Raw genomic sequence first — 26,336 nt, 5'->3', positions numbered from 1 at the left:
ACAGAACTGCTGTAATTGCACAGTATTTGTCAGTATTCCATAAACGTTATCAAGAATCCTGCTAATATTAATTATACAATTTGTATCAAGGAGGTAAATAAATGAGTTTAGAAGATATTCTGAAAGCTACTTTTAAGGGTGAGACTACTGAAGTTGGATGGTACCTTGCAATGTCAAAGCTGGCCGAGCGCGAAGGTCATTTTGATGCTGCTCTCTATTTCCGTCAGATCGCGATGGATGAGGCATGGCATGCTACAGAAGTTGCTGAGATCCTTGGTGTTATAAAAGGCACTACAATTGAGAACATCGAGATGATGCTCGAGGGTGAGACAATGGCTGAAGCTGAGAAAGCAGATGCTGCACGTATTGCTCGCGAAGAAGGTAATGAAGCTGCTGCATTGTTCTTTGCAAAGGCATCACTTGATGAGGCAAGGCACAAGGCAGGTCTTGCAGGTCTTCTCAGGAAACTGAAACAGACTGAATAAGTAAGACATTAAAGACTTAAGTCGGGTGTGGGATTATTGGCAAAGGATCTGTTAGATAAAAACGCTATACTTCAGCGTGACAAATGTTCTTATGCCATAGTTCCACAAACTCCGGCAGGCATCGTAACTCCTGATGAATTGCAAAGGATAGTGGATGTTGCACGGAAATATGATGCTGATATTCTTAAATTTACATCTGCACAGCGTATTGCTATTGTCGGACTAAAAGAAGAGGATCTTGATAGTGCATGGCTGGAACTTGGAATGGGATCCGCATCTTCGATAGGTAAATGCGTTCGTAGTATCAAGGTATGTCCTGGTACAAGCTTTTGCAAAAGGGCACAACAAGATGCTGTTTCTCTTGGTTCTATCATTAATGAAAAATACCATGGAATGGAGCTCCCCTCAAAGTTCAAAATGGCTGTTAGTGGATGTATGAATTCCTGCTCCGAACCAGCCGTAAAGGATATTGGCATAATGGGAACTCCCAGGGGCTATACTGTAATGGTGGGTGGGAATGCTGGTATCAAGCCAAGACTTGCTGATGTGGTCAGTGAAGGTCTCAACGAAACTGAGGTTCTTGAACTAGTGGAAAAAATCATTGGTATTTACAAAGGTTATGCTAAAAGATATCGTATTGGCAGGCTCATCGATGATATGGGTCTTGATAATTTCAAGAAGGAACTTGGCTTAATATAACTTCGATGTTCTTTTGTATTTGTTAGCTTTTTATTATGTGTGCAGATTTCTCTTCTCTATATTTGTTTGGTTTTCTAAAGCATCCTTAAACTTTTAGCTATTATTATAATTATTTCAGACGTTGGAATAAGCTTCCATCTGACCATTTTTGAAATATTTTTAGGTCTTCTGATGCACACTCTGCTAATGAAAATATTTAAATACAATAGGTTCCACCAATACACAAACCGTATTCGGTATCATAATAATTTTTAGAAAGATGTAATATTACTGTTTCGTAGCAATATCAGGAGAAGAATTTATGAGTATGGAATATTTCAGTGGACTTACTGAGTCTGCGGAGATCGTAAACAGTTTCGGGATGCTTACTGAATCTATGAGGATCACATTTGCAGCGGTCATGATCATGGCCACAATCTCAATAGCGATCTTCATGGTCGGTATGTATATCAATCTTAAAAAATGGGGCGAAGGTTCCGAAGGATACAGTCTTAAGCCTTCAGGAAGCATACTTGCATTCCCTAAAGCGTTAGCCTATCAGATGAGTGCAAAAGGACATGGCCATGGCCAGAACATATTTGTTACACTTATTCTTGATGCTCTCCTTCAGAGACGTGCTTTACAGCGCAGTCCTGCAAGATGGGTTATGCATCTAGCCATCTTTGGTGGATGGATCGCACTTTGTATCATGTCAATAGCTATGTTCGTTGTGGAGATCATTCACATGGTAGGCATTCACATAATATCACCTGAAGTTTTCAGGGAGATGCTCAGTGTGCCAAATGATGTATTCAGCTACATACTGTTGTTCGGTATCATAATTGCAATTTTCAGGAGACTTTTCGTCACAAAGGCTCGTGAGAGCACCATTGCTTTTGACTCTGTCCTTCTTATCGGACTTACAATCATCGTTGTCACAGGTTTCGTTGCTGACGGTGTAAGGAACGGTACTTTCTGGGGCATGGGGATGCAGTCAGATCTTGCACCACCTGCATCACTGTTCCACGTTGTTATCTCATTGTTCTTCTGTATAGCATATATCCCATTCAGCAAGTATATGCATATGATCGCAGGACCACTTACCCTCATGGCTAACAAGGGAGGCGAATGATCATGAAAGGCGAACCTTCAATTAATACAAATAACTTAACTGCTGTCCAGCTCATGGAGCTTGATGCTTGTGTACGCTGTGGTGAATGTGTCAACTGGTGTCCAACCTATGATGCATCCAACAAAGATCCTGGACTTGCACCAAGGGATAAGATCCTCAGGTGGAGACAGTTTATGAATAAGTCCTATGGTCTTCGTGCCAGACTCTTCGGTCCAAAGGCAATTCCTGAGGAAGAGATCGAGCAGTTCAAGGATGATGTCTATGGCTGCACCACTTGTGGAATGTGTGCTACAGTCTGTGAAGTTGGTATCAACACCATTGAGTTGTGGGAATCTATGCGTGCAAACCTTGTCAAACGTGGTAATGGTCCATATGGTAAGCAGGGAATGTTCGTAAAGCTCATCGGCGAGTACATGAACCCATACATGGCTGACAACAAGGACAGGCTCAACTGGATTCCTGATGATGTAAAGATCGCTGACAAAGCAGAGATCCTTTACTTTGGTGGCTGTACTGCAGAACTGAGGCAGACAAAGCTGGCATTTGCTACGGCACGTGTCCTTAACTACCTTGGAATCGAGTTCACAATGCTTGGTGAGGATGAGGCTTGCTGCTGTTCCGCACTTGTCAGGACCGGTCAGTACGAGATCGAGGACATTGCACGTAAAGCTGCAAGGAAGAATGTTGACGGTATCGTTGCAAAGGGTGCAAAGAAAGTTTTGTATGCATGTGCTGGTTGCTACCGTACTTCTCTTGTGGACTGGCCAAGGTTGCTCAATGAGGAAATGCCATTCGAGATCATCCATATCACAGAGTTCCTTGAGGATCTTATCAAGGAAGGCAAGCTTGAATGGAAAAAGCCATTCGATAACCTTACAGTAACATACCACGATCCATGTCACCTTGGACGTCACGTTGGTGTATATAATCCGCCAAGGAGTGTTCTTAACGCGATTCCTGGTCTAAACCTTAAAGAGATGGATCGTATCAAGGAAAACCAGCGCTGCTGTGGAGCTGGCGGTGGTGTAAAGGCAGGTGTTCCTGATCTTGCTCTCAAGGTCGCTGAGACCCGTGTTCAGGATGCTCTTGCAAAGAACCCGGATATCCTTTCAAGCGCATGCCCGTTCTGTAAGAGGAACCTTTCTGATGGAAGGGACTCCCTTGGTGCAGATGAGCTTGTTGTTGAGGATGTTATCGTCCTTACGGCTGAAGCACTTGGAATTTCACTTGATGACTGTGTAGAGAGCTAATATCTCTACCTTTCATTAATTTTTTATATTCTTTTTTATTTTTACTCAGTTCTCTTTCACAGTTACTTTTAAATATTGCTACTTCCTCTCTGATTCATGGAAATTCCCTATGAACTTCTGGGTAAGCTATTCGTATATCTGCTTCTCTTTGTTCTACTGGGGATCGTTCTGGCTTTACTTGTTGGATCTTACAGTTTTAAGAAGAAAAAGGTCGTCTTCCCGAATTTCGTTTTATTCATGCTTTATCTGTTCTACTCACCTGCCAAATGGATGTGTGGCGTCTTCTCTATAAGGGACACTCTTGTGGATGAGATCCTTATTGAGGTAAGAAATGCTGTAATGCTTGATGATTTTATCAATGCAAAAGGCCCAAGGGCTGTATTTTTGCCTCAGTGTATGCGTCATGCCAATTGCAGGGCCCGATGTGATCCCATAATTGGATATGAATGTAAAAAGTGTGGTCTATGCGATATCGGAAACATCTGTGAAGCTGCTGATGAACATGGTTTCAGGGTTTATGTGATTCCTGGTGGTAGCTTTGTAAAGAAGATCATGAAAGCACACAGGCCCAATTCGTGTATAGGTGTGGCCTGTTATAATGAGCTCTCAGAGTCCATGGAGGAGATATCATTTATGCCGGTTCAGGGTGTTTGCCTCTTGAAAGATGGTTGCTTCAACACAAAGGTGGATGTTTCCGAAGTGATCGAAAAAATGGAGCTCTGCAATGTATAACTTGATAGGCAAATTATTATTGGTCTTTTTAGGGCTATCTATTTTTATTTCGGCTCTATCTCTTTATGTTAGCCGTGTAAGTCTTACTCGAAGCGTCTGGCTTTCTGGTTTTTTTGCTAATGTGCTGGATTTCTTTTTCCTGCCACTTAAATATTTCTTTTGTAAGTTCTCAGATCCAAGAAAACTTGATAGGTGGATGGTCTCTTTAAAGAATTCTGCACACAAGTCTGATTTTGCAAAGACAAAGAAACGGCTTATGTTCGTTCCACATTGCATGCGTTCACTTGATTGTCCTGCATACGCAACGAAATATGGTATACAGTGCAAGTCCTGTGGCAAGTGCGTTATGGGTGAGTTGAAAGAAGATGCAAAAGAATATGGGTATGATCTCTACATTGTAACTGGTTCTTCTTTTGTCAAGAACATCCTGAAGGACCACTATGCAGATGGTGTACTGGTCATTGCATGTGACTATGAGATAAATAAGGGAATGAGATCACTTGCAGGAACAAGTGTTGTGACCTATGGTGTCCCTATGCTGAACGATGGTTGCTATAATACAAAAGTAGATTACGATCTCGTTACTGACACTATGAAGATGTTTGCATGATTGTTTTTCGACCGTTTCGTCCTTGTAACTTTATTCCGAAACAAAAATGTGGTTTGTGAGTGAGGAGAGTAAGCTCCCTTCTGTTGATGCAAAATTCCTTATCCGCAGGGCGGATAGTGAAGGTCCTTACGGACTCTTGCATTGACGACATTCGGCTAAGCGTTAATAACTTCGGGACGGTCCAGAAACCCGTTTTATCCCTACTTCCAACTTGCACCCACGAGGTTTCGCCGTTCCATCCACTTGCCATGCGACCTCAACCTTTCAGTATCATAGCATTAACATGGGGTGGTATCGTTTCTGTGCCAGCGCCCTGGCTCTCGCCAGACACCCTTCACAGGTGTTCGTGTATCTGGATGATGGGGAGACTTTCCTCAGGCCAAAGGCCCGGTGGTCGTCCTTCCTCTCTCGGTTGTATGGTTGTGTATGTTAGATATATATCTGACGATAACGCTTGGCCTAATAATGGTGCAACTTTCTCTAAATTTTACTTTTTTGTTTACTTTAGTTTTCTTTTTTCCTGCCTTTTGAACTTATTTCTTCATTAATTTGACAAAGGCTATAAATGCTATCACTTATATATTCTCCATTGCAATTAATAATCTGAAATGATTTTCTTGGTGGTGGTAATATGTCTGAAAAAACGGTGTTTGATCAATACAAGGAAATGGTCGAGAAGACAAAACAACTTCATTCTGAATTAGTGGAGTTGTCTTCAAAAGTAGGTGGTATGGTGGACACTATCGATTCAGGTCTACCTGGGTCAGTTATACCTGTGCAAAGGGTTAATGTGCGTGGTTCTGACATTAATGCTGTCAACGTCCTGGGGATCCACTCTTCGAAGGATACTTCTTTGAAGGGGCATGAATCGGAGATTAAGGATTGAGTTTTTTGGATATGTTGATTAGTTATTCAAATATATTGTCTCATAAATTTTTTTTACTGCTTCAATCGAATGCGTTCTTATTTTTTTAAGAGACAATTGAAAAATGCATAATATTTATGTAGTGTTTGATATTAATGGTCATATGTATGTTTACGTCATGTAAATTCATAGTGTATGGAAGTAATCCAGGAGTTCTGTTGCATTGAACAAGAAAATAATGATCATCGATGATGAGGATGATACCATTTATCTTGTCAGGTCCATCCTTGAAGTAGAAGGTTTCGAGGTAGTGGGAGTCAGCAGTGGTGCTAAATGTCTGGAACTCCTTGATATTGAAAAACCAGATGCTATACTGCTGGATCTGATGATGCCTGATATGGATGGTTGGGAAACTTTCCATAAGATCAAAAAAGAATTGCCTGATGTTCCTGTTTCTATCCTCTCTGCAAAAGGGCAGAAGTTCGACCAGATGCTTGGACTTAACGTATTGAATGCAAATGATTACATTACAAAGCCATTTAATAATGTTGAGTTTGTAGAACGTATCAAGTTCCTTGTCGGGGATACTTGATACGAAACTATGTCTGATATCTGTATTCTATTTTCCGGGATACAATTTGTCAACATTGCAAGTTCAATACATTATCTTGCATATGATGGCCTTGCCATCCTTTGCAAAAAGATGTATTGTACCTGAACCTACTAGACCTTCCTCGATTTCATTTCGCATTTCCCAGTATCTTGCAGGGTCAATTCCGGCTCTTAATATTACTGCGCCAATATCTTCTTTCCGGAGTTCTTTATTTATTAGTGCAGTGTCCAGTTCTACTACCTTAAGAACTTCGTAATTGTTCTTTGCAATGGCGTGGTCGATGGGTGATTCGGAAGTAAGCAGTACCCTCTTTTGGTCAATGCTGAATAGGCTTACTTGCGAGCTTGATCTTTCCATGATCGCATCTGCAAGCTCTGGAAGCAGTTCGGCTTTGATGACTGAAGGTTCCGGTTCACAAGCAAATGATCCAATATTCTCTGCTTTCACGATCTCTGCTTTTGCGTCATTCGAATCGATCCTTGCTTCGGATGGTAGGGAAACTGCTGAACGGTCGCAGGATCTTATGTCTCCAAAGTATAGGTTCAAACGATTTAACTGCCCGTTAAGTGAGAGGTATTCCTTCTCGCAATCGAAAGGGATCCTGTCCGGTGTCATTTGAGGTGGTGCTTCGAATGCGAAATTATTCGTTTTTTCAGCATATGCAGAAAGTACATTTGGAATTCCGGGCTCAAGGCTTGAAACGTGACGTTTATCTTCTGATGGTGGTCTTGCAGGGTCTGAGAACAGGATATCTATTTTTGGAACCTGTTCGATCACTTCCTCTGAGAGTGCATCTCCGCAGATGAATTCCACGTTGTCCAATCCATAACGTTTGCAGTTCTTCTTTGCAAATTCGATCTTTTTTGGATCTATCTCTATGGCGTAGACCTTTTCACATTCTTTTGCAAAGAAAATAGTCTGGCCACCGATCCCGCAACTGATGTCTGCGATAGTTTTGCATCTGAGTCGTTTGGCACGGTAGCTTGCAACTACTTCCGGTGTTGCAAAACGCAGGCCATCATTGTCGGCTTTAATTCTGTTATCAAATTTCTTTTTTCGTGACACTTATGATCAGTAGGAAAGAAAGGTTCAATCGATTTAAATCCATCCAATGCTTTGGTCTATATTCTCCGGTACATTTAATTATATCCGGACACTTTACGTTAATATCCATTGTATCCATTGAGATATCTGGATAAGTTCAATGGTGATCTCTATTTTTCATCGTTGTGTGAAAACCCCTTGTCGTATGCATTTTAGTCGGTCAATTTCGTGGGGCAATTGTGCAAAACCTTTATATATACAATCTAACATTTAGAGAGCCTAAGTTAGGATTAAGTATGTAATTTGGCCTTGCCACTTTACAAGACTAAAGATCATAACGTAGGAATAAGCAAGTGTGAAAAGTCGGATTTAACAGGAAGTGTTCATGGGCCTCTTCACGGAATGCCCGCTCTTGTGTGCAAATGTGTACAAGGGGACACCGAATGGCTAGATCTTTTAGAGATGATTGAGTACGAACGTACGGAAGGATTCATCCTATCCGTAATTACAAGTATGTTAGTTATCTTGCTTTCCGCGTAATGTGGGCAGTTGGTCTGCATAGCTCTGTTTCGAGCTATGGGGGCATTGCATACATTTTGGAACTTAAACTCTTTTCACTGTCTTGGCCTACATCATGAAAAAACGAAACGTTGTTTCAAAAAGAATCGTAAAAGAAGGAGAATACAAATGGCAAAAGGACACAGACCAAGACGGGGTTCACTTGCATTCAGTCCACGCAAGCGAGCACAAAGTCACATTCCAAGGTTTAGATCATGGCCAGAGTCTAGTGCCGAACCTAAACTGCAGGGTTTTGCAGGTTACAAGGTCGGTATGACTCACGTTATCATGATCGATGACACAAAGAACAGTCTTACAGAGGGTACTGAAATATCCGTTCCTGTAACTGTCATTGAGACCCCAGCAATCCGTGTTGCAGCAATTCGTGCATACGGCGAGAACACTCATGGTGAGAAAGCTCTTGCAGAAGCATGGACAAATGTTCTGGACAGCGATCTTGACCGCAGGATCAAAGCTCCAAAGAACCATGACGTCAATGCAGCACTCGAAAAGATCGGGTCACTTGTCGAAAACGGCAAGGCAACGGACATCAGGCTCATCACATACACATTACCTTCAACACTTACTGGTGTTCCAAAGAAGGTACCTGATGTAATGGAAACTGGTGTAAGTGGATCTGATGTGGGCGCAAAGTTCGAGTTCGCAAAAACCATTCTGGGAACCATGATGGATGTTTCAGATGTGTTTGACAACGGTGGAATCATCGATGTTGCAGCTATCACAACCGGTCACGGTACACAGGGTCCGGTAAAGAGATGGGGAATCAACCTCATGAAGAACAAACACTCCCGTCAGGGAAGTTTGAGACAGGTCGGTACCCTTGGTCCATGGACTCCTGCACACGTTAGCTGGAGAGTACCACAGCAGGGTCAGATGGGTTACCATCAGAGAACTGAGTACAACAAGAGGATCTTAAAGATGTCTTCAGACGCTGAAGAGATCAATCCTGCAGGCGGATTTACCAACTATGGTGTTGTTCGTGGCAACTATATCTTGATCAAAGGCAGTGTTCCAGGTCCATCAAAGAGACTGATCAGACTCAGGGAACCAACAAGATCAAAGGTATCCAGCATGGGAGAACCTCAGATCGTTCACATTAGTACACAGTCCAAGCAGGGGTGAAGTGAATGACCACAGCAAATATTATTGATTTATCAGGAAATGCTAAAGGCGAGATCGCATTGCCGGAAGTCTTTAATGAGATTTTCAGGCCGGATCTTATCAAGAAAGCAGTTCTTTCTGCACAGGCTAACAGACTCCAGCCATATGGTCCTAAGAAGTATTCAGGTATGGAAACATCAGCACACTCCTGGGGATCAGGCAGAGGTGTTGCACAGGTTCCAAGGATATCCAATGGAAGCCGTGTCGCAAGAATCCCACAGGCAGTGGGCGGAAGGCGTGCACATCCTCCAAAGCCGGAGACCGACCGTACAGAGAAGATCAACAAGAAAGAGAAGCGTCTGGCTATCAGATCCGCAATTGCAGCAACTATCGATGCTGACCTTGTAAAGGCACGCGGACACAGATTCGACGCAGAAGTTCCTCTTGTTGCAGAGAACACCATTGAAGATCTTTTGAAGACAAAGGACGTAATCAGCTTCCTCCAGGCAGCTGGTGTCTACGATGATGTTATCCGCGCAAAGGACGGTAAACACATAAGGGCCGGTAAAGGTAAGCGCAGGGGTCGAAAGTACAAGACAAGAAAGAGTGTTTTGATCGTTACTGGGGATGCAAGTCCTATCAGTAAGGCAGCTAACAATCTTTCAGGTGTCGATGTTGCTACAGTAGACTCCCTGAATGCAGAACTTCTGGCACCAGGTACCCATGCAGGCAGACTTACAATATGGACTGAATCTGCAATAACCAATATGGAGGGTATGTTCATATGAGTGCTATTAAGTATCCATTCATTACTGAAAAAGCAATGATGCTTATGGATGATAATAAGCTTCAGTTCGTTGTCGACACACGCTCTAACAAGAAGCAGGTGGAAGATGACGTGGTCAAGATGTATGGCTTTTCTGTAAAGTCAGTACGCACAATGACCACCATGAAAGGCTTAAAGAAAGCATTGGTGACATTCGAGGAACCGGATGCTGCACATGAGATCGCAACAAGGATCGGTTTGGTGTGAGGTGAAGGTACATGGCTAAAAGACTTATATCACAAAACAGAGGTCGAGGAAGTCCAACATACAGGGCTCCATCACACAAGTACAAAGCCGCACTCAAACACCCACGTGTGGATGAAGAGAGCGTTCTCAATGGTACAGTTATTGATATTACACATGACCCTGCAAGGTCAGCTCCTATTGTCAAAGTAGCCTTTGAGAATGGTGAGGAACAGTTGATCCTTGCTCCAGAGGGAATTGCTGTTGGTGAGAAGATTGCCTGTGGTGTTTCCGCAGAGGTCAAACCAGGTAACATTCTGCCTCTTGCAGAGATCCCTGAGGGTATTCCTGTATGCAACATTGAGTCAAAACCAAACGATGGCGGTCAGTTCGCAAGAGCATCAGGTGTTTATGCAACACTTGTTTCCCGTGAAGCTACCAAGGTCGTTGTAAGGATGCCATCCGGTGTCTTGAAATGGTTCAGTCCTAAATGCAGGGCAACAATCGGTATCGTTGCTGGTGGCGGAAGGGTTGACAGACCATTCCTCAAAGCAGGTAAGAAATACCACAAGATGAAAGCAAGGGCTGCAAAATACCCACGCGTATCAGGAGTTGCCATGAACGTTATCGATCACCCGTTCGGTGGAGGTAACAGAAAGCACCCAGGAAGACCAACTACTGTGAGCAGGAATGCACCGCCAGGACGTAAGGTTGGTCAGATCGCAGCACGTAGGACCGGAAAACGTTAAACAAAGAGGTAATATACATGGCAAAGAAATCAACATCAAGATTACCAAAACGAAAGGGAGAGTTCACATTCCGTGGTCTTACGGTTGAGAAGCTCCAGCAATTGAGTTTTGAAGAATTTGCAGAACTCCTGCCTGCAAAGGAACGCAGGTCTATACGCCGTGGTCTTTCTGACAAACAGAAGGATATTCTGCAACAGTTCAAGGACGGTAAGGAAAACGTACGAACTCATTACAGGAACATGATCATTTATCCAGAAATGGTCGGTAGGACCATTGAGGTCTACAATGGTAAGACGTTCGTAGCAACAGAGATTATGCCTGAAATGATCGGGCACAGATTCGGCGAGTTCTCTCCAACACGTAACAGGGTTTCACACGGAAGCGCTGGTGTCGGTGCAACACGTTCGAGTAAGTTCGTACCATTGAAGTAAGGTGATGTGAATGGCAAGAATCAACTATACAACGGATCTCGATCCAGAGACCAGTTCAAAAGCAATGGGTTCAGAGCTTCATATCTCACCTAAGAAATCACGTGAACTCTGCAAAGCAGTAAAAGGCATGAAAACAAAAGCTGCAAAACGCTATCTTGAAGAGGTCGTCTCTTTGAAGCAGGCAGTACCTTTTGGCAGGCACAATGACAGCCTTGGTCACAGAAAGGGGCCAATGGCAGCAGGTCGTTATCCTGTGAAAGTTGCATCTGAAATGCTTAAATTGCTCAAGAACGCAGAGAGCAATGCAGAATACAAGGGTCTGAATGCAGATCACATGTACATTGCACATGCAGCAGCAAAGCGTGGACGTGTGATTCATGGTATGAGGCCAAGGGCTCGCGGAAGGGCAAGTCCGAAAAACACGGAAACTGTCAATATTGAGATGATCATAAGCGAGGTGCGCTAATGGCTGTAGAGAGAAAGTTCGTCCAGGATGGATACGTAAAGGCATCCATGGATGAATATTTTGCAAAACAATTAAGCAGGGCTGGTTATGGTGGTATGGAAATCAACCGTACTCCAATGGGAACCCAGATAACAGTCTATGCTGAGAAACCAGGTATGGTTATCGGAAAGGCTGGAAAGGTTATCCGTAAACTGACCCGTGATGTAGACAGGTTATATGATCTGGACAACCCTCAGATCGATGCACAGGAAGTTAAGAGGCCTGAGCTGAATGCACAGATGATGGCATCAAGACTTGCTTCTTCCATCGAAAGAGGATGGTATTTCAGGAAAGCCGGTCACAACACCATGCGTGCTATCATGAACGCTGGTGCACTTGGCTGTGAGATCGTCATCTCCGGAAAATTGACCGGTTCAAGGTCAAGGGTGGAGAAGATGGTCAACGGCTATATCAAGCATGCAGGAAAGCCTGCTGAAGATATTGTCGACGACGGTTTCGCTGTTGCTGTCAAGAAACTTGGTACCCTTGGATGCAGTGTACGTATAATTCATCCTGATGCAGTCCTTCCGGACGCATACAGAATGAAGACTGCCGAGGAACTTGCAGCATCTGGTGTCGTTGCTCCTGCTGAAGAAGCAAAGAGTGCAGGCATTGAAGAGCTTGTAGAAGCTGAAGGTGCAGCTGTAGAGGCTGAAGAAACAGTTGTTGAAGCAGCAACAGAAGTAGAAGCTGAAACTGTAGAAGCAGCAGTCGAAGAAACTTCAGAAGCAGAAGTTGTGGCAGAAGAACCTGTGGCTGAATCCGCAGAAGAGTCAGAAGCTACAATTGAGATAGTTGATGGAGAAGAGCGCCGTGAGGTCAACAATGTATGGCAGCACAAGCATGAAGGTCACGACTACTGGCACCCAATGGCACGTGTCCACAGGGAGGGCTAATCATGGCAATTCTTCGTACAAAAGAAATAAGGGATATGAACCCACACGAACGTGTAGATGAACTTGAGAAGATCCGAAGTGAGCTTATCCGTGAGCGCGCACTTGCATCAGCAGGTGGAGCTCCTGATAATCCCGGTAGAGTCGGTGAGCTTAGAAGGACAGTTGCAAGGATCAAAACGATCCAGAACGAACTGAAGGAGATCTGATTTGGGAGCATCGGCTTCTAATCTGATTTTCCACGAGCTTATCGGGCTTGTTACGGAAATAATCGAGTCAACAAATCCCACACTAAATAACATAAAAGGCAGAGTGGTCAACGAGACGCGCAATATGCTTGTGATCGAGATGGAAAACATGGACGAGAAAATGGTTCCTAAAAAAGGAACTGTTTTTATGTTCCATATTCCATCCCATTCTGCTAATCAAGATCAACGTGTTATGATAAACGGGAAATTATTGCTCTCACAACCCGAGAATAGAGTCAAGAATCTTAAGAAAATACGCATGAGGTAATAATCATGGCAAAAGATATTGGATTGGATGTACCTAAGCCGTCCAAGGAATGTGATGACGTTAATTGTCCATTCCACGGCAACCTCTCCGTAAGGGGACAGATCCTCGTCGGTACTGTTGTAAGCGACAAGATGGACAAGACAGTGGTCATTCAACAAAGGCGTGAAAAGCTGATAAACAAATACCAGAGATATGAGAAGAGGCAATCAAAGATCCACGCTCACAATCCACCATGCATCGATGCAAAGGTTGGAGATATTGTGACGTTCGCGGAATGTCGCCCTCTCAGTAAAACCAAATCATATGTAGTCGTTAAGTCGGAGGTGCAGGCGTGAGGGGTATTCGTTCAACGATCCCACGCGCACTGAATGCCGGCGCTAAGATCGAATGTGTTGATAACACTGGTGCACGTACTGTAGAGATCATCTCAGTCAAGAAGTACCGAGGTGTAAAGAACAGGATGCCAAAGGCAGGTATTGGCGACATGTGTGTCGTATCTGTAAAGAAGGGTACTCCTGAGATGCGCAAGCAGATCATTTACGCAGTCGTTGTACGCCAAAAGAAGGAATTCCGCCGCCCGGATGGTCTGAGAGTAAGTTTCGAAGACAACGCGGTAGTGATCGTAGATGATAAAGGTATCCCAAAGGGAACCGACATCAAAGGTCCTGTTGCAAGAGAAGCAGCAGAAAGATTCCCAAAGATCGGCACAACAGCATCCATGATCGTATGAGGTGTTAAATTATGGTATCAAATCAGCCAAGAAAACAGAGGAAAGCACGTTACAATGCACCCCTCCACATCAGGCAGAAATATATGGCTGCACCTCTTTCAAAGGAGCTTCGCGGCAAGTTTGGTCGCAGTGCAAGCGTTATTATCGGTGACACTGTTGTGGTAATGCGTGGTGACCATGCAGGTACTAAAGGAAAGGTCGAAGCATTATCCTTGAAGAGCGGAACCATCGTAGTTGAAGGTGTTTCTGTTAGCAAGGTAGATGGAACAGAGGTTCCAAGACCGATCTATCCTTCAAATGTGATGATAACATCACTGGAATTGAACGATAAACGCAGAGAATCAATATTATCTAGAGGTAGGTGATTCTAGTGGGCAATCATCAAAAGAGAATATCTGTCCCAAATAGCTGGCAGATCTCAAAGAAGTCCAACAAATGGATAACATCCACAAGACCAGGTCCTCATAACAGATTACAGAGTCTTCCTCTTGCTGTTGTGCTTAGGGACATGCTTGGTGTCGTTGACAACCGGGCAGAAGCAAAGAGAGTACTTTCAGAAGGCAAGGTCCTTGTTGACGGAGTTGCAAGGAAAGATCTTAGGTTCCCTGTAGGTTTGATGGATGTAATTAGCATCCCATTGAACAGTGCAGAATACCTTATATTGCTTGATGGTAAGGGAAGGCTTGTTCTGAACAAGCTTGAGGGTATGGGCGCAAACAAACTGTGCCGTATTGAAAACAAGACTGTAATCAAGGGCGGAAACGTGCAGATGAACCTGAACGATGGTACAAACCTTAATGGTTCCAACGATTACAATACAAAGGATTCAATCATAGTTTCCCTTCCTGGCAAAGAGATCGTGAAACACATCAAGTACGAAGTAGGCAATCTTGCAATGATCGTTGGTGGAAGCCACTCTGGAGAGATCGGCACCATCAAAGGGATCAACAAGGTAAGGAGTTCTAAGTACAACACAGTGACCATCTCCGGTGAAACCGAGTTCGAGACGATCGAGAACTATGTTTTCGTAGTAGGCGAGAAGGAGCCAGAGATCAGCTTAGGTGGTGAGTCAATTGAGTAACTCAATGAGAGATCCTAAGGTCGATAAAGTGGTCGTCCACATGGGTGTTGGAGAAAGTGGTCAGCACCTTGTAGATGCAGAAGGGATCCTTGAAGCTGTTACCGGTCAGACCGTTATAAGAAGCTATGCAAAGAGAACTTTGCCTGCTTTCAGTATCAAAAAGAACGAGCCTATCGGATGCAAGGTAACTCTCCGTGGAGACGCTGCAGAAGATTTCCTGACAACATCTCTGGAAATTATCGAGAAAACACTCCGTGCATCCCAGTTCGATGACTATGGTAACGTTTCCTTTGGTGTTGAAGAACACACTGATTATCCTGATATGAGGTACGATCCTAACATCGGTATCTTTGGAATGGATATCAATGTGGTTGTAAACCGTCCTGGTTACAGGGTAAACAAAAGAAGGGTCATGAAGCGAAAGATACCAACTTCCCACAAGATCTCAAAAGAGGATACGATATCTTTCTTTAAGGAAAATTATGGTGTGGAGGTAGAATAATGACTCAGACAGAGAAGAACTTTGGAAGAGGCGCAAACGAGTGTAAAAGATGCGGCAGAAAGCAGGGTCTGGTACGCAAGTATGGTATCTACCTTTGCAGGCATTGTTTCAGGGAAATTGCCCATGATATGGGATTTGAAAAATATACATGAGGTGATCAGGTATGGTATTATTAGATCCTCTTGCTGACGCGTTATCTATGATCAAGAACGCTGAAGCTGTTGGTAAAGATTCCTGCACTATCAAGCCCGCATCAAAACTCATAGGAAATGTCCTTAAGGTCATGAAGGACCGTGGATATATCGGTGAGTTCGAGTTTGTGGAAGATGGTAAGGCTGGAGTATATACAGTAGAACTTATTGGACGTATTAACAAGTGTGGAGCTATCAAGCCACGTTATTCAGTCGGGGCAACCGAGTTCGAGAAATGGGAGAAACAGTTCCTTCCTGCAAAGAACTTTGGTGTTCTGATCCTTACAACCCCTAAGGGAGTAATTTCCCAGTATGAGGCTCGTGAGAATAACGTTGGTGGCCAGTTATTATCATTTGTGTACTAATTTAAGGGTGAGATGATATGGCAAAAGAAATCAAAAAAATAATCTCGATTCCTGAAGGTGTGACAGTAACGTTAGAAAATAACGTTCTGTCCGCTTCAGGGCCCAAAGGTACCAACACAAGATTCGTGTGGTATCCAGGTGTAAACATTGAAGTGAACGGCTCAGAAGTGGTCGTTGACTCTCCATCATCGAGGAAAAAACAGAAAGCAATGGTCGGAACGCTTTCTTCCCACATCAATAATATGATGAAGGGAGTTGTAGATGGATTTGAGTACCACATGAAAGTGGTCTACTCTCACTTTCCAATGCAGCTTAAGGTCGAAGGAAAGCAGTTTGTCATCAGTAACTTCCTTGGTGAGAAGAAATCCAGGGTTTCCAATATCCTTGGTGAGACAACTGTAAAAGCAAGTGGTGACGAAGTCATTGTCTCCGGTATCAACAAGGAAGATGTCGGTCAGACTGCTGCTAACATCGAGCAGAAGACAAAGATCAAGCGCTTTGATCCACGTGTGTTCCAGGATGGTATATACATCGTTGAGAAGAGGGTATGAGAGAGAAGTGTAGGTGATCTGAATGGAAGATACAGTTAATGAAACTAACATGAAAGAAGCAGTGACCACCGAACTTGCACTTGATGATGAGTCCAAGAGACTTTTTAAAGTCAGGAAAGTCCAGAAGGCTAAGAAACCTGCATTCAAGAGGACTGATTCACACAAGTACAAGCGTCTGGATTCCAACTGGAGAAGACCAAGGGGTCTTCAGGGCAAGCAGCGCAGGCATATTGCCGCAAAAGGTGCTCTTGCACAGGCAGGATATGGCAGTCCTGTAGCAGTAAAAGGTCTTCACCCATCCGGGTATGCAGAAGTCCTTGTGAACACTGTTAAAGACGTTGATGACGTTGATGCTTCCCTCGAAGCTATAAGGATCGCAAGAACCGTTGGTGCAAGGAAGAAAGCAATCATCGAAGCAAAAGCAACTGAAATGGGTATTAAGATATTGAACCCTACCAGGAGTGAGTAAGATGACTGATCTCACAAACCAGAAAAAACTTGCAGCAAAGGTCCTGGGATGCGGAGTGCACAAGGTCTGGTTAGATCCTGAAGCTTCTGCTGAAATAGCAGTTGCTATTACAAGGGAAGATATCCGTGGTCTGATCGCAGGCGGAAGCATAAAAGCAGAGCTTGTAAAGGGTGTTAGCCGCGGACGCGCAAGACAAAGGGATGCAAAGCGTAAATACGGCCACCGCAAGGGTCATGGTTCCCGTAAAGGTAGAAAGGGTGCACGTAACCCAAGGAAAGAGCAGTGGATGAAAAAGATCCGTGCTCTCAGAAGGAGGCTCAAGGAGCTTCGTGCAGAGGGTGCACTTGATAAGTCCACATACTGCAAGGTCTACCGTAAAGCAAAGGGTGGCGAGTATAGGAACTTAGCTCATATGGAAGCGCATCTTAATATTAAGAAGACAGAATGAGCCTGAGGAATAGACAATGAAGACAAATTTACATGTTAAGTTGATGTGGAGGATCTAATATGGCTACAGGAGCCCGTTATAAAGTCCCGTTCAGGCGACGAAGGGAAGGGCGTACAGATTATCACCAGAGACTCAGGTTACTTCTGTCAAAAGAGGATCGTGTGGTTGTGCGTAAGAGCGCAAGGCACATGCAGTTGCAACTTGTGGCACCAGATGCAAAGGGAGATATGACATTAACGTCAGCTATCTCTACTGAGCTTGGGAAATATGGATACGTGGGAGCAACCGGTAACACAACCGCAGCATACCTTACAGGTCTCTTGTTCGGATACAGGGCACTTAAGGAAGGCTATGAGAGCGGTGTACTGGATATCGGAATTCAGGCATCATCGCCAGGATGTCGTGTATATGCAGCACTCAAAGGTGTTGTTGATGCAGGACTGGATGTGCCTCACAATTCTTCAGTATTCCCATCTGATGAGCGTATAAGAGGAGAACACGTTGCAGAATATATGGAAGGATCCAATCTGCCGGAAGTGTTCGAAGCAGTGAAGGAAAAGATCCTTGCAGAGTTCAGTTAAGGTGTGGTTATATGGCATATGAATATAATGAGGAATGGGTACCCAAGACAAGGCTTGGTACGCTTGTTTCAGAAGGACAGGTTACTTCCATGGATGAAGCCATGGATTCCGGTCTTCCTATAAGGGAATCAAAAATCGTTGATATATTATTACCTGATCTGGAGGACGAAGTTCTCGATATCAACATGGTTCAGAGGATGACCGACTCCGGAAGACGTGTCAAGTTCAGGGCAACCGTTATCGTTGGAAATGGCGATGGTTTTGTTGGACTTGGTCAGGCAAAAGATGTACAGGTAGGACCTGCTATCAGAAAAGCTATTGACAATGCAAAGATCAACATCACACGTATCAAACGTGGATGCGGTTCATGGGAATGTGGTTGTGGACTTCCACACACCGTTCCTTCCGAGGTCAATGGAAAGGCAGGCAGTGTAACTGTAGTATTGAAGCCTGCACCACGTGGACTTGGACTTGCTGCTGGAGGCACTGCAAAGAAAGTGCTTGAAAAAGCAGGTGTCAAGGACGTATGGACCCGTACAGAAGGTCAGACAAGGACGACTCTCAACTTCGCAAAGGCAACATACAATGCTCTGATGAACACAGGTACTGTAAGAAGGCCAATTGTATTTGATGAGACGGAGGACTGAATATGTTCGCAGTAGTCAGAATGAGAGGCCAGGTAAATGTTCGCGGTGAGATCGAGGATACCCTCGGTATGCTCCGCCTTCACAAGGTCAACCACTGCGTATTCCTTGCTGACAACCCTAACAACCAGGGTATGATCCAGAAAGCAAAGGATTACATTGCATACGGTACTATCGATGCTGATACTCTGGCAGAGATAATTGGTAAGCGCGGCAGGCTCGAGGGCGATGTACGTGTGACAGATGCTTTTGTGAAGGAGAACACGGATTTCGACTCCATCAAAACATTCGCAGAAGCTCTTGTCAGCGGAAATGCAAAGATCAATGATGTTCCTGGTCTGAAGCCGGTTTTCAGGCTTCACCCACCAAGGAAGGGTCACGCTGGTATCAAGAGGACCGCTCAGCAGGGCGGTGTCCTTGGAAACCATGGTGAAGACATAAAGACACTTTTGGACAAGATGAGGTGATGTTACTATGAGCAACAAAACCAACACAAAGAAGTTCAGGGGTTCACGCACCTGTGGTGGCGGTACTACTAAAAATCGCCGTGGTGCAGGTAACCGTGGTGGACGTGGTAGATCAGGTGAAAATAAGCATCACTTCACAAGGGCTTTACAGGGTGGATACCTCCGTGGAAGCGGCCGTGGTTTCTCCCGTCCTTTGAAGATGATCCGCGATGTTTCAGTTGTGAACGTCGGTGAACTTGACGAACTTGCAGATCAGCTTGTTGAAGATGGTTTTGCACAGCTTGAAGCTGGTGCATATTCTATCAATCTTGCAGATCTCGAAATTGAAAAAGTTCTTGGTACCGGAAAAGTAACAAAGAATATGGTTGTTACAGCAAGCAACTTCTCAGGAGTTGCACGGAACAAGATCGAAAATGCAGGTGGATCCTGCGTAGAAACCGAAGAGTAATGTCTTTTCAGACATTACTTTTATATTTGTTGCGTTTTTATTACTGCTGATTAATTTGATTAAAGAAAGTCTAATGGACTTTCAATCCGAATAAAGGTGTAGTTAATGAGTCTCAGGGAGAGTTTGGAACCGTTTTTTAACAGATTGCCCGCCGTTGCAAGTCCAGAGGGGCATGTGCATTTTAAAAACAAATTAATGTGGACTCTTGGAATACTGGTACTTTACTTTGCTCTTGCAAATGTACCACTGTTTGGTCTTTCAAGTGATTCCATTGATCTGTTTGAACAATACAGAGCGTTCTTCGCCGGAGCATCCGGATCATTGATGCTTCTTGGTATTGGTCCTATTGTTACCGCATCGATTGTCCTTCAGCTTCTGGTGGGAGCTGACGTTATCAAGCTCAACATGTCCGATCCTGCAGACCAGGCGTTCTTCCAGGGTGCACAGAAATTCATGGTCTTTGTAATGATCGTTCTTGAAGCTCTTCCACAGATAGTAGGAGGCTATATCCAGCCAGATGCAGGAGTAGCATCAGCGCTCGGTGTGGGTCTTGGGGTTGTTACAGCCATTATATTCATCCAGATATGTATCGGCGGCATGCTGATCCTTTTCATGGATGAGATCGTGTCAAAATGGGGAATTGGTTCTGGTGTTGGACTGTTCATCGTTGCTGGTGTTTCACAGCAGATCGTAACCGGACTGTTCAACTGGGGACTCGATACCGGTGGTCTTCCTATTGGAATACTTCCAAAGTGGATCTATATAGCTCAGAATGTAGGACTGGATTACATTCTCACAGGCGATGGAGCCATGTTCCTGCTTATCAGGGGTGGAATTCTGGCACTTGTGAGTACTGTTGCAATCTTCCTGTTGGTCGTATATGTGGAGAGTACCCGTATTGAGATCCCACTGGCACACAGCGCTGTAAGAGGTGCAAGGGGAAGGTTCCCTGTAAAGCTTATCTATGCATCCGTTCTTCCGATGATCCTTGTAAGGGCTCTCCAGGCGAACATACAGATGATAGGTCTGCTACTTTCAGGACGTGGTATTACTATATTTGGTGAATATTATGGTTCCACTCCTATCAACGGGGTGATGTACTATCTTGCACCTATAAACAGTCCATATGATTGGATACCTTCACTTGTAAGGGAAACATTTACAGGATATGGAGCTCCGGTACCTGCAATGTGGCAGGTAGGATTGCATGTTCTCGTTGATGCAACGTTCCTTATCGTTGGTGGTATCATATTCGCTCTGTTCTGGATCGAAACTACTGGTATGGGTGCCAAACCTACTGCACAGAAAGTTTTCAATTCAGGAATGCAGATCCCTGGTTTCAGGCGTAATGTTGGAAGCATTGAGAAGGTCATGTTACGATACATCCCGAAGGTAACCATTATTGGTGGTGCTTTCATTGGTGGACTTACACTTCTGGCAAGTTTGCTGGGTACTATTGGTGGTGCCGGGGGTACCGGGTTACTGCTTACAGTAAGTATTGTATATCGTTTGTATGAGGATATTGCATCTGAACAGATGATGGAAATGCATCCAATGGTCAGATCATTCTTCGGACAAGAATAAACGAGAAAATGGAGATATTTAAATGAATGTTGTGTTATTTGGTCCACCGGGTGCAGGAAAAGGCACCCAGGCCAAGGAACTGGCTAAGCATTATCAGATCCCTCACATCTCTACCGGTGATATTTTGAGGGCAAATGTACGTGATGGTACTGAACTTGGACGTGAAGCCAAGGAATACATGGATAAAGGCGAACTTGTGCCTGATGAAGTGTTGATTGGCATTATCAAGAACCGCCTTACAGAGTCTGATTGTAAGGCCGGATATCTTCTTGACGGATATCCAAGGACAATCCCTCAGGCAGATGCTTTGTCAGGCATTCTTGATGATATCGAGATGCCTCTTGAAGTCGTCCTTAATATCGATGTTATCGATGAGGAACTTGTAACCCGTCTTTGCGGAAGATACATGTGTAACTGTGGTGAAAGCTATCACATCAAGTTCAATCCTCCAAATAATGAGGGTGTATGTGATGCATGTGGTGCACAGCTCTACCAGCGCGATGATGACAAAGAAGATGTTATCAGGCAAAGGCTCGATTCCTATAAGGAGAAGACTCAGCCTCTTATCAATTATTACAAGGAGAAAGGTATCCTTGTTAATATTGATGGAGCTGGTGAGATCGGCAGGGTATTTTCAGATATCTGCGAAGTACTTGACCAGTACAAGTAAACTAATAGAAGGTGATGATGCATGGCAGATTCAAATTTCAAGAAAACAGCAGAAAGGTTTGTACTGGCGGTCGGTATCTCTTTGATGATAGGCATTCTTGTTCTCGGTGAGGAGGGCAGGGAAGGCATTGGGGCTATCGTTGGTATCCTGATGGATCCTATAAGTGCTATGGTCGGTGATGGCAACTTCCACATAATGTTGTTTATCATGGCAGCGATCACTGCTTTGTATGCATCACTTATTCAGAAATATACTATTAACTGGCAACTTATGCGCAACACACAGGAGCGCATGAAGTCCTTCCAGAAGGAGTTCCGTGAGGCCCAGCTCTCGCAGAATACCTATATGGTCAAAAAATTAGAAGAGCAGCGTGCTGATATGATGTCTGACCAGATGGAGATGTCAAAGCAGCAGTTCAAACCAATGGCATATATCAGTATCATCTCTCTGCCTCTTTTCATGTGGGCATACCACTACATTAGCCTCCATCCGGGTGCTTCACTAGTGTTCCCATTCTGGGGGGAGCAGGAGCTTGTGACTACTGTTCTGGGGCCGATCCAGTACTGGATATTCTGGTACTTCATTACATCACTGGCTATCAGTCAGGTGGTGCGTAAAGCACTGGATATTGGTGGCGTCTAAGCATGCTTTTAACTATTAGTGGACTGCCGGGCAGTGGGACCACAACTGTGGGTAAACTACTGGCAGAACATTATGGTGTGGATCTGATCTCCGCAGGTGATGTTTTCAGAGGTCTTGCAAAAGAACGTGAAATGACACTTGCAGAGTTTGGCAATCTTGCAGAGTCTGATCCATCCATTGACATCGAGATCGACAAAAGGCAATCTGAGATTGCTAACAGCTCTGATGGGCTTATTCTTGAAGGTCGACTTGCAGGTCATATGGCTAAAAATGCTCTGAAGTTATGGGTTAAAGCTCCAATAGAAGTGCGTGTCAGGAGGATAGTTGAACGAGAAGGCTCATCATTTGATGTCCGTCTGGGGGAAACTGTGGAACGTGAAGCTTCAGAAGCAATACGTTACAAAGAGATACATTCAATTGATATCAACGATCTTTCTATTTACGATATAGTTATTGATTCCAGTCGCTGGGACCAATTTGCGATCACAGACATTCTCATACAGGCCATCGATGGCTGTGGCGGATTTTAATAAATAATTTGCAGGTACTGCTATGGTTTCATCAATAATTTCTAAAGACGTGGACATGATGGTCGTAAAGGCACATGCAACCACGAATGCTGCATACGGTTGCAAGCCTGAAGATCGTCCTATTCTTGATTATATTAATCTGGGTGTAGTGAACCTCGACAAACCTGTTGGTCCTACCAGTCATGAGGTAACAGCATGGGTAAGGGATATGCTTGGTGTAAGCAAAGCTGGTCACTCCGGTTCACTTGACCCTGGTGTTACAGGTGTGCTTCCGGTGATGCTTGGGAAGGCTACTAAAGCAGTTTCAGCCCTGCGCCTTTCAGGCAAGGAGTACATATGTCTCATGCACCTTCACAATGACGTTCCTGAAATAAAGATCAGGCGTGTGTGTAAGGACTTCAACGGTCCCATTTACCAGACCCCGCCTATTATCTCTGCTGTCAAGAGGCAGTTGCGAATCCGGAATATCTATTATCTTGATGTTCTCGAGATCGACGGCAGGGAAGTGCTCATGAGGGTCGGATGTGAGGCAGGAACATATATGCGCAAACTCTGTCATGATATTGGTCTCATACTGGGGTGTGGTGCTAATATGAAACAACTACGCAGGACTGGCACAGGTCCGTTCAGGGAAGATACTCTGGTAACCCTTTATGATCTCAAAGATGCTTGTGTTTTCTGGCAGGAGGACAATGACGAGACAGAACTTCGAAAGTTGATACTTCCAATGGAAGATGGATTGTCTCATCTGCCTCGCATTATTATCCGTGATACTGCCGTAGATGCGGTTTGCAGGGGTGCATACCTTGCAGTTTCAGGTATAGTTTCTTTCAGCAAGAACATCAAAAAGGATGACAAGATCGCGTTATTCACATTAAAAGGGGAAGCTGTGGCACTATGTAAGGCATCCATGGATTCTGATGAACTATTAAATAATGATCACGGAATATCCTGCATCACCGAAAGAGTAATAATGGATGCCGCTATTTATCCCAGATGCTGGAAGGCTAAATAAACGCCAGTCAGCACGAATACGGCTTTTTTGCCGAGGTAGTCTAGTGGTAGGGCGCAAGCCTGGAAAGCTTGTGGGGCCTGTCCCCTCGGGAGTTCGAATCTCCCCCTCGGCGCTCTAATATTTTTTGTGATTGTTATTCAATTCTATATCTCCATTTATATTTAATTTCATCCGATTTTTTTTCGGAAATATATATATCCCAAAAACTCACATTATTCTATGTGATAGGTATGTTGGGGGACGTAACAAAAACAATAGTAATATTTTCATCAGTTTTAATTTTATTTACGACTGTGTGTATAGCGGTAGACTTTGATGAATGTGCGGATTGTCATCAGGAGTATTACGATATGTGGAGTTCATCGCCTCATGAAAGTGTAGAAATAGATGCTGATTGTAGTGATTGCCATCAGAAAAGTTCTTATGAACTGGGCAGTTCTCCTCATGATTTTGGTCTTGCCGGATGTGGACTATGTCATACTCCTCCTGAAAGCGGGTTTGAAGATCATATCTCGAACCCTTCGGATGCAGTTCCGGAGAGTAATCTCTCTTCAGAGCTGTGCGGGGATTGCCATGTTGCCATTTTTGGTGAGTGGGATGAGTTTTCAGACGATGACTTCGACATGAAAGCAATGGCAAGTCACTCCGAACCGACGGAGATCGCAGAACCATATGTGTTGCATTCAGATGTTTCCTGTGTAGTCTGCAAGAGTACTGATGGTGCAATACTGAACCTTGAAGAAGCAGATGTGTATATGCTGAACGAGGAAGCTGCTCATGACCTTGAAGTAACGGAATGGGCAATCGCATGTGTTGCCTGCCATGATCCTCATGAGGGTTTCTTGAGGGTGGAGGATAGTACACTTCTTTGTTCTAATTGTCACAACACGGAAGGCGTGGTTGCAGATGGTAACACACCGGTTGTCAGGCATTCGCAGTGGGAAATGGTCAGTACTTCGGGATATGTTGATGGAACTCACCCTACGGTAATAGGTTGTGTCGACTGCCATATGTCAATGGTCCCTTTGGATGGTGAAGTAACAACAGGTCATGACTTTGATTTTGACGCAGTGGCGCTTTCAGACTCTAATGCATCCAATGGCTGTTATGTGTGCCATCAGGACTCGTTATCATCCCTGGTCGAGGAAAATCAGGGGTCGATTTCCCAAAGAATCTCTGATCTCAATTCATTAAAAGAAGATGCAAATATCGCTCTTGAAAGTGTCAATGGAACGGATGCTTATGCACCACAGCTTGCCAACTATAACAATGGGCTTTTCTATCTCACAGAAGTTGAAAATGATGGCAGCCTTGGGATACATAACATGGTTCGCACCCGGGATGATCTTGACATGGCAGAAGATAACTTTAATTTAGTGATTGAGAAAAGTTCAGGTACAAGTGATGATGCAGATAAAATACCCACACTCGGTGGATTAGTTGTAGTAATGATCTTTGCTACAGTCGCCTTTTTAATAAAGAGGGATTGATGTCTTTCCCTCTTGCCTATCTTTTCTTTTTTAATTGAAAGCTTTAAGAACCGCTTTTCCATATTCCGTAGCACTTTTCGGATCTCTTCCGGTAACGATCTTTCCATCTGAGATCACACCTTTATCTTTGTGCTTGGCTCCTTTTTCTTTGAGTATGCTGACGGTCTCATCATTCTTGAAGACTGTACTTTTTTTTCCTTCAAGAATGCCGGCATTTGCGAGTACGACTGGTGATATACATATTGCAGCGACGACCTTACCTTTCTCATATGCTTTTCTAACAATATCCTGTAGTTCCTTGTTGTTCCACAGATATTGTTTGGCACCTCCGCCGCCGGTAATGGATATGGCATCATATTCGTCGATGTTCACGTCAGATATGCTAAGGTCTGGTTTAACCTTTCCTCCGAGTATTCCTTTTGCCTTCTTTGTTGTGTTGCTGGCAACGGTGACCTTTGCATCATTTTTCTCAAAAACTTCCTTTGGTTCAAAGAATTCCTCGTCCCTGAAATTTTCCTGTGCTATTACCATGAGTATTTTCTTCTGGTTTGTCATTTGATCACCTTATGATTGTTTACAATTTCATCATGCTGTGAAATATTTCCGTTGACTTAATGTTCTTGTACCATATTATAAATCAATGGCGAAATCTCATTCGTTTTTGTCTTCTCTCGGCTTCATCCTCTCCATATCAATCACCTTTATTTTATCTTCTTTTAGAAAACTGTTTAAGCTA

Annotated in this window: 39 protein-coding genes, 1 tRNA gene and 1 other RNA gene; 38 read left to right on the top strand and 3 right to left on the bottom strand. The window is 44.0% G+C overall.

The annotated features are described in order from the left end of the window. Positions 1-101 precede the first annotated feature (101 nt). From E7X57_RS11560 to E7X57_RS11535, 6 genes are all read left to right on the top strand, one after another. Positions 102-485, top strand: a complete 384-nt coding sequence (locus E7X57_RS11560; RefSeq protein WP_135613108.1) for a ferritin family protein — start codon at positions 102-104, stop codon at positions 483-485. A 36-nt stretch (positions 486-521) separates the two neighbouring features. After that, the gene (locus E7X57_RS11555) at positions 522-1,184 is read left to right on the top strand and encodes an NAD(P)/FAD-dependent oxidoreductase (RefSeq protein WP_135613107.1); all 663 of its coding nucleotides are present in this window, start codon (positions 522-524) and stop codon (positions 1,182-1,184) included. A gap of 301 nt (positions 1,185-1,485) precedes the next feature. Continuing rightward, on the top strand, positions 1,486-2,295 hold the full coding sequence (locus tag E7X57_RS11550; protein WP_135613106.1) for a disulfide reductase: 810 nt from the start codon (positions 1,486-1,488) through the stop codon (positions 2,293-2,295). After that, a complete protein-coding gene (locus E7X57_RS11545) occupies positions 2,295-3,545 on the top strand; it encodes a (Fe-S)-binding protein (protein ID WP_135613197.1) in 1,251 nt (416 codons plus the stop codon). Before E7X57_RS11550 ends, E7X57_RS11545 begins: the two co-directional genes overlap by 1 nt. A 96-nt stretch (positions 3,546-3,641) precedes the next feature. After that, the gene (locus E7X57_RS11540) at positions 3,642-4,277 is read left to right on the top strand and encodes a DUF116 domain-containing protein (protein ID WP_135613105.1); all 636 of its coding nucleotides are present in this window, start codon (positions 3,642-3,644) and stop codon (positions 4,275-4,277) included. Next, positions 4,270-4,887, top strand: a complete 618-nt coding sequence (locus E7X57_RS11535) for a DUF116 domain-containing protein (protein WP_135613104.1) — start codon at positions 4,270-4,272, stop codon at positions 4,885-4,887. The genes E7X57_RS11540 and E7X57_RS11535 overlap by 8 nt, the downstream gene beginning before the upstream one ends. A gap of 57 nt (positions 4,888-4,944) precedes the next feature. Here the strand turns inward: E7X57_RS11535 and rnpB are convergent. Continuing rightward, positions 4,945-5,297, bottom strand: an RNA gene (gene rnpB, locus E7X57_RS11530) — RNase P RNA component. 221 nt (positions 5,298-5,518) lie between these two features. On the opposite strand from rnpB, the gene E7X57_RS11525 reads away from it, so the two are divergent. Then, entirely contained in the window at positions 5,519-5,773 is a 255-nt protein-coding gene (locus E7X57_RS11525; RefSeq protein ID WP_135613103.1) for a hypothetical protein, read from the top strand. Positions 5,774-5,975: 202 nt separating this feature from the next. Continuing rightward, positions 5,976-6,344 (top strand): response regulator transcription factor, encoded by a 369-nt coding sequence (locus E7X57_RS11520; RefSeq protein ID WP_135613102.1) that lies wholly within the window; start codon positions 5,976-5,978, stop codon positions 6,342-6,344. A gap of 63 nt (positions 6,345-6,407) precedes the next feature. Here E7X57_RS11520 and E7X57_RS11515 read toward each other — a convergent pair whose 3' ends face one another. Next, complete coding sequence (locus tag E7X57_RS11515; protein ID WP_135613101.1) at positions 6,408-7,430, bottom strand: methyltransferase domain-containing protein; 1,023 nt, start codon at positions 7,428-7,430, stop codon at positions 6,408-6,410. A 666-nt stretch (positions 7,431-8,096) separates the two neighbouring features. On the opposite strand from E7X57_RS11515, the gene rpl3p reads away from it, so the two are divergent. The 30 genes from rpl3p (at position 8,097) to E7X57_RS11365 (ending at position 25,600) form a co-directional block, all read left to right on the top strand. Then, complete coding sequence (gene rpl3p / locus E7X57_RS11510) at positions 8,097-9,110, top strand: 50S ribosomal protein L3 (RefSeq protein WP_135613100.1); 1,014 nt, start codon at positions 8,097-8,099, stop codon at positions 9,108-9,110. Positions 9,111-9,115: 5 nt separating this feature from the next. Continuing rightward, complete coding sequence (gene rpl4p / locus E7X57_RS11505) at positions 9,116-9,877, top strand: 50S ribosomal protein L4 (protein WP_135613099.1); 762 nt, start codon at positions 9,116-9,118, stop codon at positions 9,875-9,877. Beyond that, the gene (locus E7X57_RS11500) at positions 9,874-10,122 is read left to right on the top strand and encodes a 50S ribosomal protein L23 (protein WP_135613098.1); all 249 of its coding nucleotides are present in this window, start codon (positions 9,874-9,876) and stop codon (positions 10,120-10,122) included. The genes rpl4p and E7X57_RS11500 overlap by 4 nt, the downstream gene beginning before the upstream one ends. 11 nt (positions 10,123-10,133) lie before the next feature. Then, complete coding sequence (locus E7X57_RS11495) at positions 10,134-10,847, top strand: 50S ribosomal protein L2 (RefSeq protein WP_135613097.1); 714 nt, start codon at positions 10,134-10,136, stop codon at positions 10,845-10,847. Between the two features lie 17 nt (positions 10,848-10,864). Next, positions 10,865-11,278, top strand: coding sequence for a 30S ribosomal protein S19 (locus E7X57_RS11490; RefSeq protein WP_135613096.1), 414 nt, complete (start codon positions 10,865-10,867; stop codon positions 11,276-11,278). Between the two features lie 10 nt (positions 11,279-11,288). Next, on the top strand, positions 11,289-11,744 hold the full coding sequence (locus tag E7X57_RS11485; protein ID WP_135606321.1) for a 50S ribosomal protein L22: 456 nt from the start codon (positions 11,289-11,291) through the stop codon (positions 11,742-11,744). Next, positions 11,744-12,679, top strand: coding sequence for a 30S ribosomal protein S3 (locus E7X57_RS11480; RefSeq protein ID WP_135613095.1), 936 nt, complete (start codon positions 11,744-11,746; stop codon positions 12,677-12,679). Before E7X57_RS11485 ends, E7X57_RS11480 begins: the two co-directional genes overlap by 1 nt. A gap of 2 nt (positions 12,680-12,681) precedes the next feature. Continuing rightward, positions 12,682-12,885: a 50S ribosomal protein L29 gene (gene rpmC / locus E7X57_RS11475; protein ID WP_135613094.1), complete on the top strand. Its 204-nt coding sequence runs from the start codon at positions 12,682-12,684 to the stop codon at positions 12,883-12,885. A 1-nt stretch (position 12,886) separates the two neighbouring features. Beyond that, positions 12,887-13,192 carry a ribonuclease P protein component 1 gene (gene rnp1 / locus E7X57_RS11470; RefSeq protein ID WP_135613093.1) on the top strand — a complete coding sequence of 102 codons (306 nt, stop codon included), beginning with the start codon at positions 12,887-12,889 and terminating at the stop codon, positions 13,190-13,192. A gap of 5 nt (positions 13,193-13,197) precedes the next feature. Beyond that, positions 13,198-13,527 carry a 30S ribosomal protein S17 gene (locus tag E7X57_RS11465; protein ID WP_135613092.1) on the top strand — a complete coding sequence of 110 codons (330 nt, stop codon included), beginning with the start codon at positions 13,198-13,200 and terminating at the stop codon, positions 13,525-13,527. Next, the gene (locus E7X57_RS11460) at positions 13,524-13,922 is read left to right on the top strand and encodes a 50S ribosomal protein L14 (protein ID WP_135613091.1); all 399 of its coding nucleotides are present in this window, start codon (positions 13,524-13,526) and stop codon (positions 13,920-13,922) included. The genes E7X57_RS11465 and E7X57_RS11460 overlap by 4 nt, the downstream gene beginning before the upstream one ends. A gap of 11 nt (positions 13,923-13,933) precedes the next feature. Continuing rightward, complete coding sequence (gene rplX, locus E7X57_RS11455) at positions 13,934-14,287, top strand: 50S ribosomal protein L24 (RefSeq protein WP_135613090.1); 354 nt, start codon at positions 13,934-13,936, stop codon at positions 14,285-14,287. A 5-nt stretch (positions 14,288-14,292) separates the two neighbouring features. Continuing rightward, positions 14,293-15,003 (top strand): 30S ribosomal protein S4e, encoded by a 711-nt coding sequence (locus tag E7X57_RS11450; RefSeq protein WP_135613089.1) that lies wholly within the window; start codon positions 14,293-14,295, stop codon positions 15,001-15,003. Between the two features lie 4 nt (positions 15,004-15,007). After that, the gene (locus E7X57_RS11445; RefSeq protein ID WP_135613194.1) at positions 15,008-15,505 is read left to right on the top strand and encodes a 50S ribosomal protein L5; all 498 of its coding nucleotides are present in this window, start codon (positions 15,008-15,010) and stop codon (positions 15,503-15,505) included. Beyond that, complete coding sequence (locus E7X57_RS11440; RefSeq protein WP_048193264.1) at positions 15,505-15,657, top strand: 30S ribosomal protein S14; 153 nt, start codon at positions 15,505-15,507, stop codon at positions 15,655-15,657. Before E7X57_RS11445 ends, E7X57_RS11440 begins: the two co-directional genes overlap by 1 nt. Positions 15,658-15,668: 11 nt before the next feature. Further along, the gene (locus E7X57_RS11435) at positions 15,669-16,061 is read left to right on the top strand and encodes a 30S ribosomal protein S8 (RefSeq protein ID WP_135613088.1); all 393 of its coding nucleotides are present in this window, start codon (positions 15,669-15,671) and stop codon (positions 16,059-16,061) included. Between the two features lie 17 nt (positions 16,062-16,078). Next, entirely contained in the window at positions 16,079-16,612 is a 534-nt protein-coding gene (locus E7X57_RS11430) for a 50S ribosomal protein L6 (protein WP_135613087.1), read from the top strand. A 22-nt stretch (positions 16,613-16,634) separates the two neighbouring features. After that, positions 16,635-17,081, top strand: coding sequence for a 50S ribosomal protein L32e (locus E7X57_RS11425; protein WP_135613086.1), 447 nt, complete (start codon positions 16,635-16,637; stop codon positions 17,079-17,081). Position 17,082: 1 nt separating this feature from the next. Then, complete coding sequence (locus E7X57_RS11420; RefSeq protein ID WP_135613085.1) at positions 17,083-17,529, top strand: 50S ribosomal protein L19e; 447 nt, start codon at positions 17,083-17,085, stop codon at positions 17,527-17,529. Positions 17,530-17,588: 59 nt separating this feature from the next. Next, positions 17,589-18,110: a 50S ribosomal protein L18 gene (locus tag E7X57_RS11415; protein WP_135613084.1), complete on the top strand. Its 522-nt coding sequence runs from the start codon at positions 17,589-17,591 to the stop codon at positions 18,108-18,110. Between the two features lie 11 nt (positions 18,111-18,121). Then, positions 18,122-18,757 (top strand): 30S ribosomal protein S5, encoded by a 636-nt coding sequence (locus E7X57_RS11410; RefSeq protein WP_048193269.1) that lies wholly within the window; start codon positions 18,122-18,124, stop codon positions 18,755-18,757. Positions 18,758-18,759: 2 nt separating this feature from the next. Next, a complete protein-coding gene (locus tag E7X57_RS11405; protein ID WP_135613083.1) occupies positions 18,760-19,221 on the top strand; it encodes a 50S ribosomal protein L30 in 462 nt (153 codons plus the stop codon). Between the two features lie 7 nt (positions 19,222-19,228). Further along, positions 19,229-19,669, top strand: a complete 441-nt coding sequence (locus tag E7X57_RS11400; RefSeq protein WP_135613082.1) for an uL15m family ribosomal protein — start codon at positions 19,229-19,231, stop codon at positions 19,667-19,669. A 105-nt stretch (positions 19,670-19,774) separates the two neighbouring features. Further along, the gene (secY, locus tag E7X57_RS11395; protein ID WP_135613081.1) at positions 19,775-21,253 is read left to right on the top strand and encodes a preprotein translocase subunit SecY; all 1,479 of its coding nucleotides are present in this window, start codon (positions 19,775-19,777) and stop codon (positions 21,251-21,253) included. 22 nt (positions 21,254-21,275) lie between these two features. Then, on the top strand, positions 21,276-21,923 hold the full coding sequence (locus tag E7X57_RS11390) for an adenylate kinase (RefSeq protein WP_135613080.1): 648 nt from the start codon (positions 21,276-21,278) through the stop codon (positions 21,921-21,923). A 21-nt stretch (positions 21,924-21,944) separates the two neighbouring features. Beyond that, positions 21,945-22,565, top strand: a complete 621-nt coding sequence (locus E7X57_RS11385; protein WP_048193274.1) for a DUF106 domain-containing protein — start codon at positions 21,945-21,947, stop codon at positions 22,563-22,565. Between the two features lie 2 nt (positions 22,566-22,567). After that, on the top strand, positions 22,568-23,095 hold the full coding sequence (cmk, locus tag E7X57_RS11380) for a (d)CMP kinase (protein ID WP_135613079.1): 528 nt from the start codon (positions 22,568-22,570) through the stop codon (positions 23,093-23,095). Positions 23,096-23,117: 22 nt separating this feature from the next. Beyond that, on the top strand, positions 23,118-24,110 hold the full coding sequence (locus E7X57_RS11375; protein WP_135613078.1) for an RNA-guided pseudouridylation complex pseudouridine synthase subunit Cbf5: 993 nt from the start codon (positions 23,118-23,120) through the stop codon (positions 24,108-24,110). Positions 24,111-24,139: 29 nt separating this feature from the next. Continuing rightward, positions 24,140-24,222 (top strand) — tRNA-Ser (locus tag E7X57_RS11370). A 238-nt stretch (positions 24,223-24,460) separates the two neighbouring features. Beyond that, positions 24,461-25,600: an ammonia-forming cytochrome c nitrite reductase subunit c552 gene (locus E7X57_RS11365; protein ID WP_167880993.1), complete on the top strand. Its 1,140-nt coding sequence runs from the start codon at positions 24,461-24,463 to the stop codon at positions 25,598-25,600. A gap of 30 nt (positions 25,601-25,630) precedes the next feature. Here E7X57_RS11365 and E7X57_RS11360 read toward each other — a convergent pair whose 3' ends face one another. Next, a complete protein-coding gene (locus tag E7X57_RS11360; protein WP_135613076.1) occupies positions 25,631-26,155 on the bottom strand; it encodes a DJ-1/PfpI family protein in 525 nt (174 codons plus the stop codon). Positions 26,156-26,336: the final 181 nt, after the last annotated feature.

It is taken from the genome of Methanococcoides sp. AM1, assembly GCF_900774055.1.
In the GTDB taxonomy this organism is placed as follows: Archaea; Halobacteriota; Methanosarcinia; order Methanosarcinales; family Methanosarcinaceae; genus Methanococcoides.
Note: the sequence above shows the minus strand (reverse complement) of the source record. Positions and strands in the feature narration are given on the sequence as shown.

Excerpts from the sequence above, each read along its gene's own strand:
- E7X57_RS11560 (WP_135613108.1), top strand. The coding sequence starts at position 102 with ATGAGTTTAGAAGATATTCTGAAAGCTACTTTTAAGGGTGAGACTACT.
- E7X57_RS11550 (WP_135613106.1), top strand. The coding sequence starts at position 1,486 with ATGAGTATGGAATATTTCAGTGGACTTACTGAGTCTGCGGAGATCGTA.
- E7X57_RS11540 (WP_135613105.1), top strand. The coding sequence starts at position 3,642 with ATGGAAATTCCCTATGAACTTCTGGGTAAGCTATTCGTATATCTGCTT.
- E7X57_RS11535 (WP_135613104.1), top strand. The coding sequence starts at position 4,270 with ATGTATAACTTGATAGGCAAATTATTATTGGTCTTTTTAGGGCTATCT.
- E7X57_RS11525 (WP_135613103.1), top strand. The coding sequence starts at position 5,519 with ATGTCTGAAAAAACGGTGTTTGATCAATACAAGGAAATGGTCGAGAAG.
- rpl3p (WP_135613100.1), top strand. The coding sequence starts at position 8,097 with ATGGCAAAAGGACACAGACCAAGACGGGGTTCACTTGCATTCAGTCCA.
- rpl4p (WP_135613099.1), top strand. The coding sequence starts at position 9,116 with ATGACCACAGCAAATATTATTGATTTATCAGGAAATGCTAAAGGCGAG.
- E7X57_RS11500 (WP_135613098.1), top strand. The coding sequence starts at position 9,874 with ATGAGTGCTATTAAGTATCCATTCATTACTGAAAAAGCAATGATGCTT.
- E7X57_RS11495 (WP_135613097.1), top strand. The coding sequence starts at position 10,134 with ATGGCTAAAAGACTTATATCACAAAACAGAGGTCGAGGAAGTCCAACA.
- E7X57_RS11490 (WP_135613096.1), top strand. The coding sequence starts at position 10,865 with ATGGCAAAGAAATCAACATCAAGATTACCAAAACGAAAGGGAGAGTTC.
- E7X57_RS11485 (WP_135606321.1), top strand. The coding sequence starts at position 11,289 with ATGGCAAGAATCAACTATACAACGGATCTCGATCCAGAGACCAGTTCA.
- E7X57_RS11480 (WP_135613095.1), top strand. The coding sequence starts at position 11,744 with ATGGCTGTAGAGAGAAAGTTCGTCCAGGATGGATACGTAAAGGCATCC.
- rpmC (WP_135613094.1), top strand. The coding sequence starts at position 12,682 with ATGGCAATTCTTCGTACAAAAGAAATAAGGGATATGAACCCACACGAA.
- E7X57_RS11465 (WP_135613092.1), top strand. The coding sequence starts at position 13,198 with ATGGCAAAAGATATTGGATTGGATGTACCTAAGCCGTCCAAGGAATGT.
- rplX (WP_135613090.1), top strand. The coding sequence starts at position 13,934 with ATGGTATCAAATCAGCCAAGAAAACAGAGGAAAGCACGTTACAATGCA.
- E7X57_RS11445 (WP_135613194.1), top strand. The coding sequence starts at position 15,008 with ATGAGAGATCCTAAGGTCGATAAAGTGGTCGTCCACATGGGTGTTGGA.
- E7X57_RS11440 (WP_048193264.1), top strand. The coding sequence starts at position 15,505 with ATGACTCAGACAGAGAAGAACTTTGGAAGAGGCGCAAACGAGTGTAAA.
- E7X57_RS11435 (WP_135613088.1), top strand. The coding sequence starts at position 15,669 with ATGGTATTATTAGATCCTCTTGCTGACGCGTTATCTATGATCAAGAAC.
- E7X57_RS11430 (WP_135613087.1), top strand. The coding sequence starts at position 16,079 with ATGGCAAAAGAAATCAAAAAAATAATCTCGATTCCTGAAGGTGTGACA.
- E7X57_RS11425 (WP_135613086.1), top strand. The coding sequence starts at position 16,635 with ATGGAAGATACAGTTAATGAAACTAACATGAAAGAAGCAGTGACCACC.
- E7X57_RS11420 (WP_135613085.1), top strand. The coding sequence starts at position 17,083 with ATGACTGATCTCACAAACCAGAAAAAACTTGCAGCAAAGGTCCTGGGA.
- E7X57_RS11415 (WP_135613084.1), top strand. The coding sequence starts at position 17,589 with ATGGCTACAGGAGCCCGTTATAAAGTCCCGTTCAGGCGACGAAGGGAA.
- E7X57_RS11410 (WP_048193269.1), top strand. The coding sequence starts at position 18,122 with ATGGCATATGAATATAATGAGGAATGGGTACCCAAGACAAGGCTTGGT.
- E7X57_RS11405 (WP_135613083.1), top strand. The coding sequence starts at position 18,760 with ATGTTCGCAGTAGTCAGAATGAGAGGCCAGGTAAATGTTCGCGGTGAG.
- E7X57_RS11400 (WP_135613082.1), top strand. The coding sequence starts at position 19,229 with ATGAGCAACAAAACCAACACAAAGAAGTTCAGGGGTTCACGCACCTGT.
- secY (WP_135613081.1), top strand. The coding sequence starts at position 19,775 with ATGAGTCTCAGGGAGAGTTTGGAACCGTTTTTTAACAGATTGCCCGCC.
- E7X57_RS11390 (WP_135613080.1), top strand. The coding sequence starts at position 21,276 with ATGAATGTTGTGTTATTTGGTCCACCGGGTGCAGGAAAAGGCACCCAG.
- E7X57_RS11385 (WP_048193274.1), top strand. The coding sequence starts at position 21,945 with ATGGCAGATTCAAATTTCAAGAAAACAGCAGAAAGGTTTGTACTGGCG.
- cmk (WP_135613079.1), top strand. The coding sequence starts at position 22,568 with ATGCTTTTAACTATTAGTGGACTGCCGGGCAGTGGGACCACAACTGTG.
- E7X57_RS11375 (WP_135613078.1), top strand. The coding sequence starts at position 23,118 with ATGGTTTCATCAATAATTTCTAAAGACGTGGACATGATGGTCGTAAAG.
- E7X57_RS11365 (WP_167880993.1), top strand. The coding sequence starts at position 24,461 with ATGTGGAGTTCATCGCCTCATGAAAGTGTAGAAATAGATGCTGATTGT.
- E7X57_RS11360 (WP_135613076.1), bottom strand. The coding sequence starts at position 26,155 with ATGACAAACCAGAAGAAAATACTCATGGTAATAGCACAGGAAAATTTC.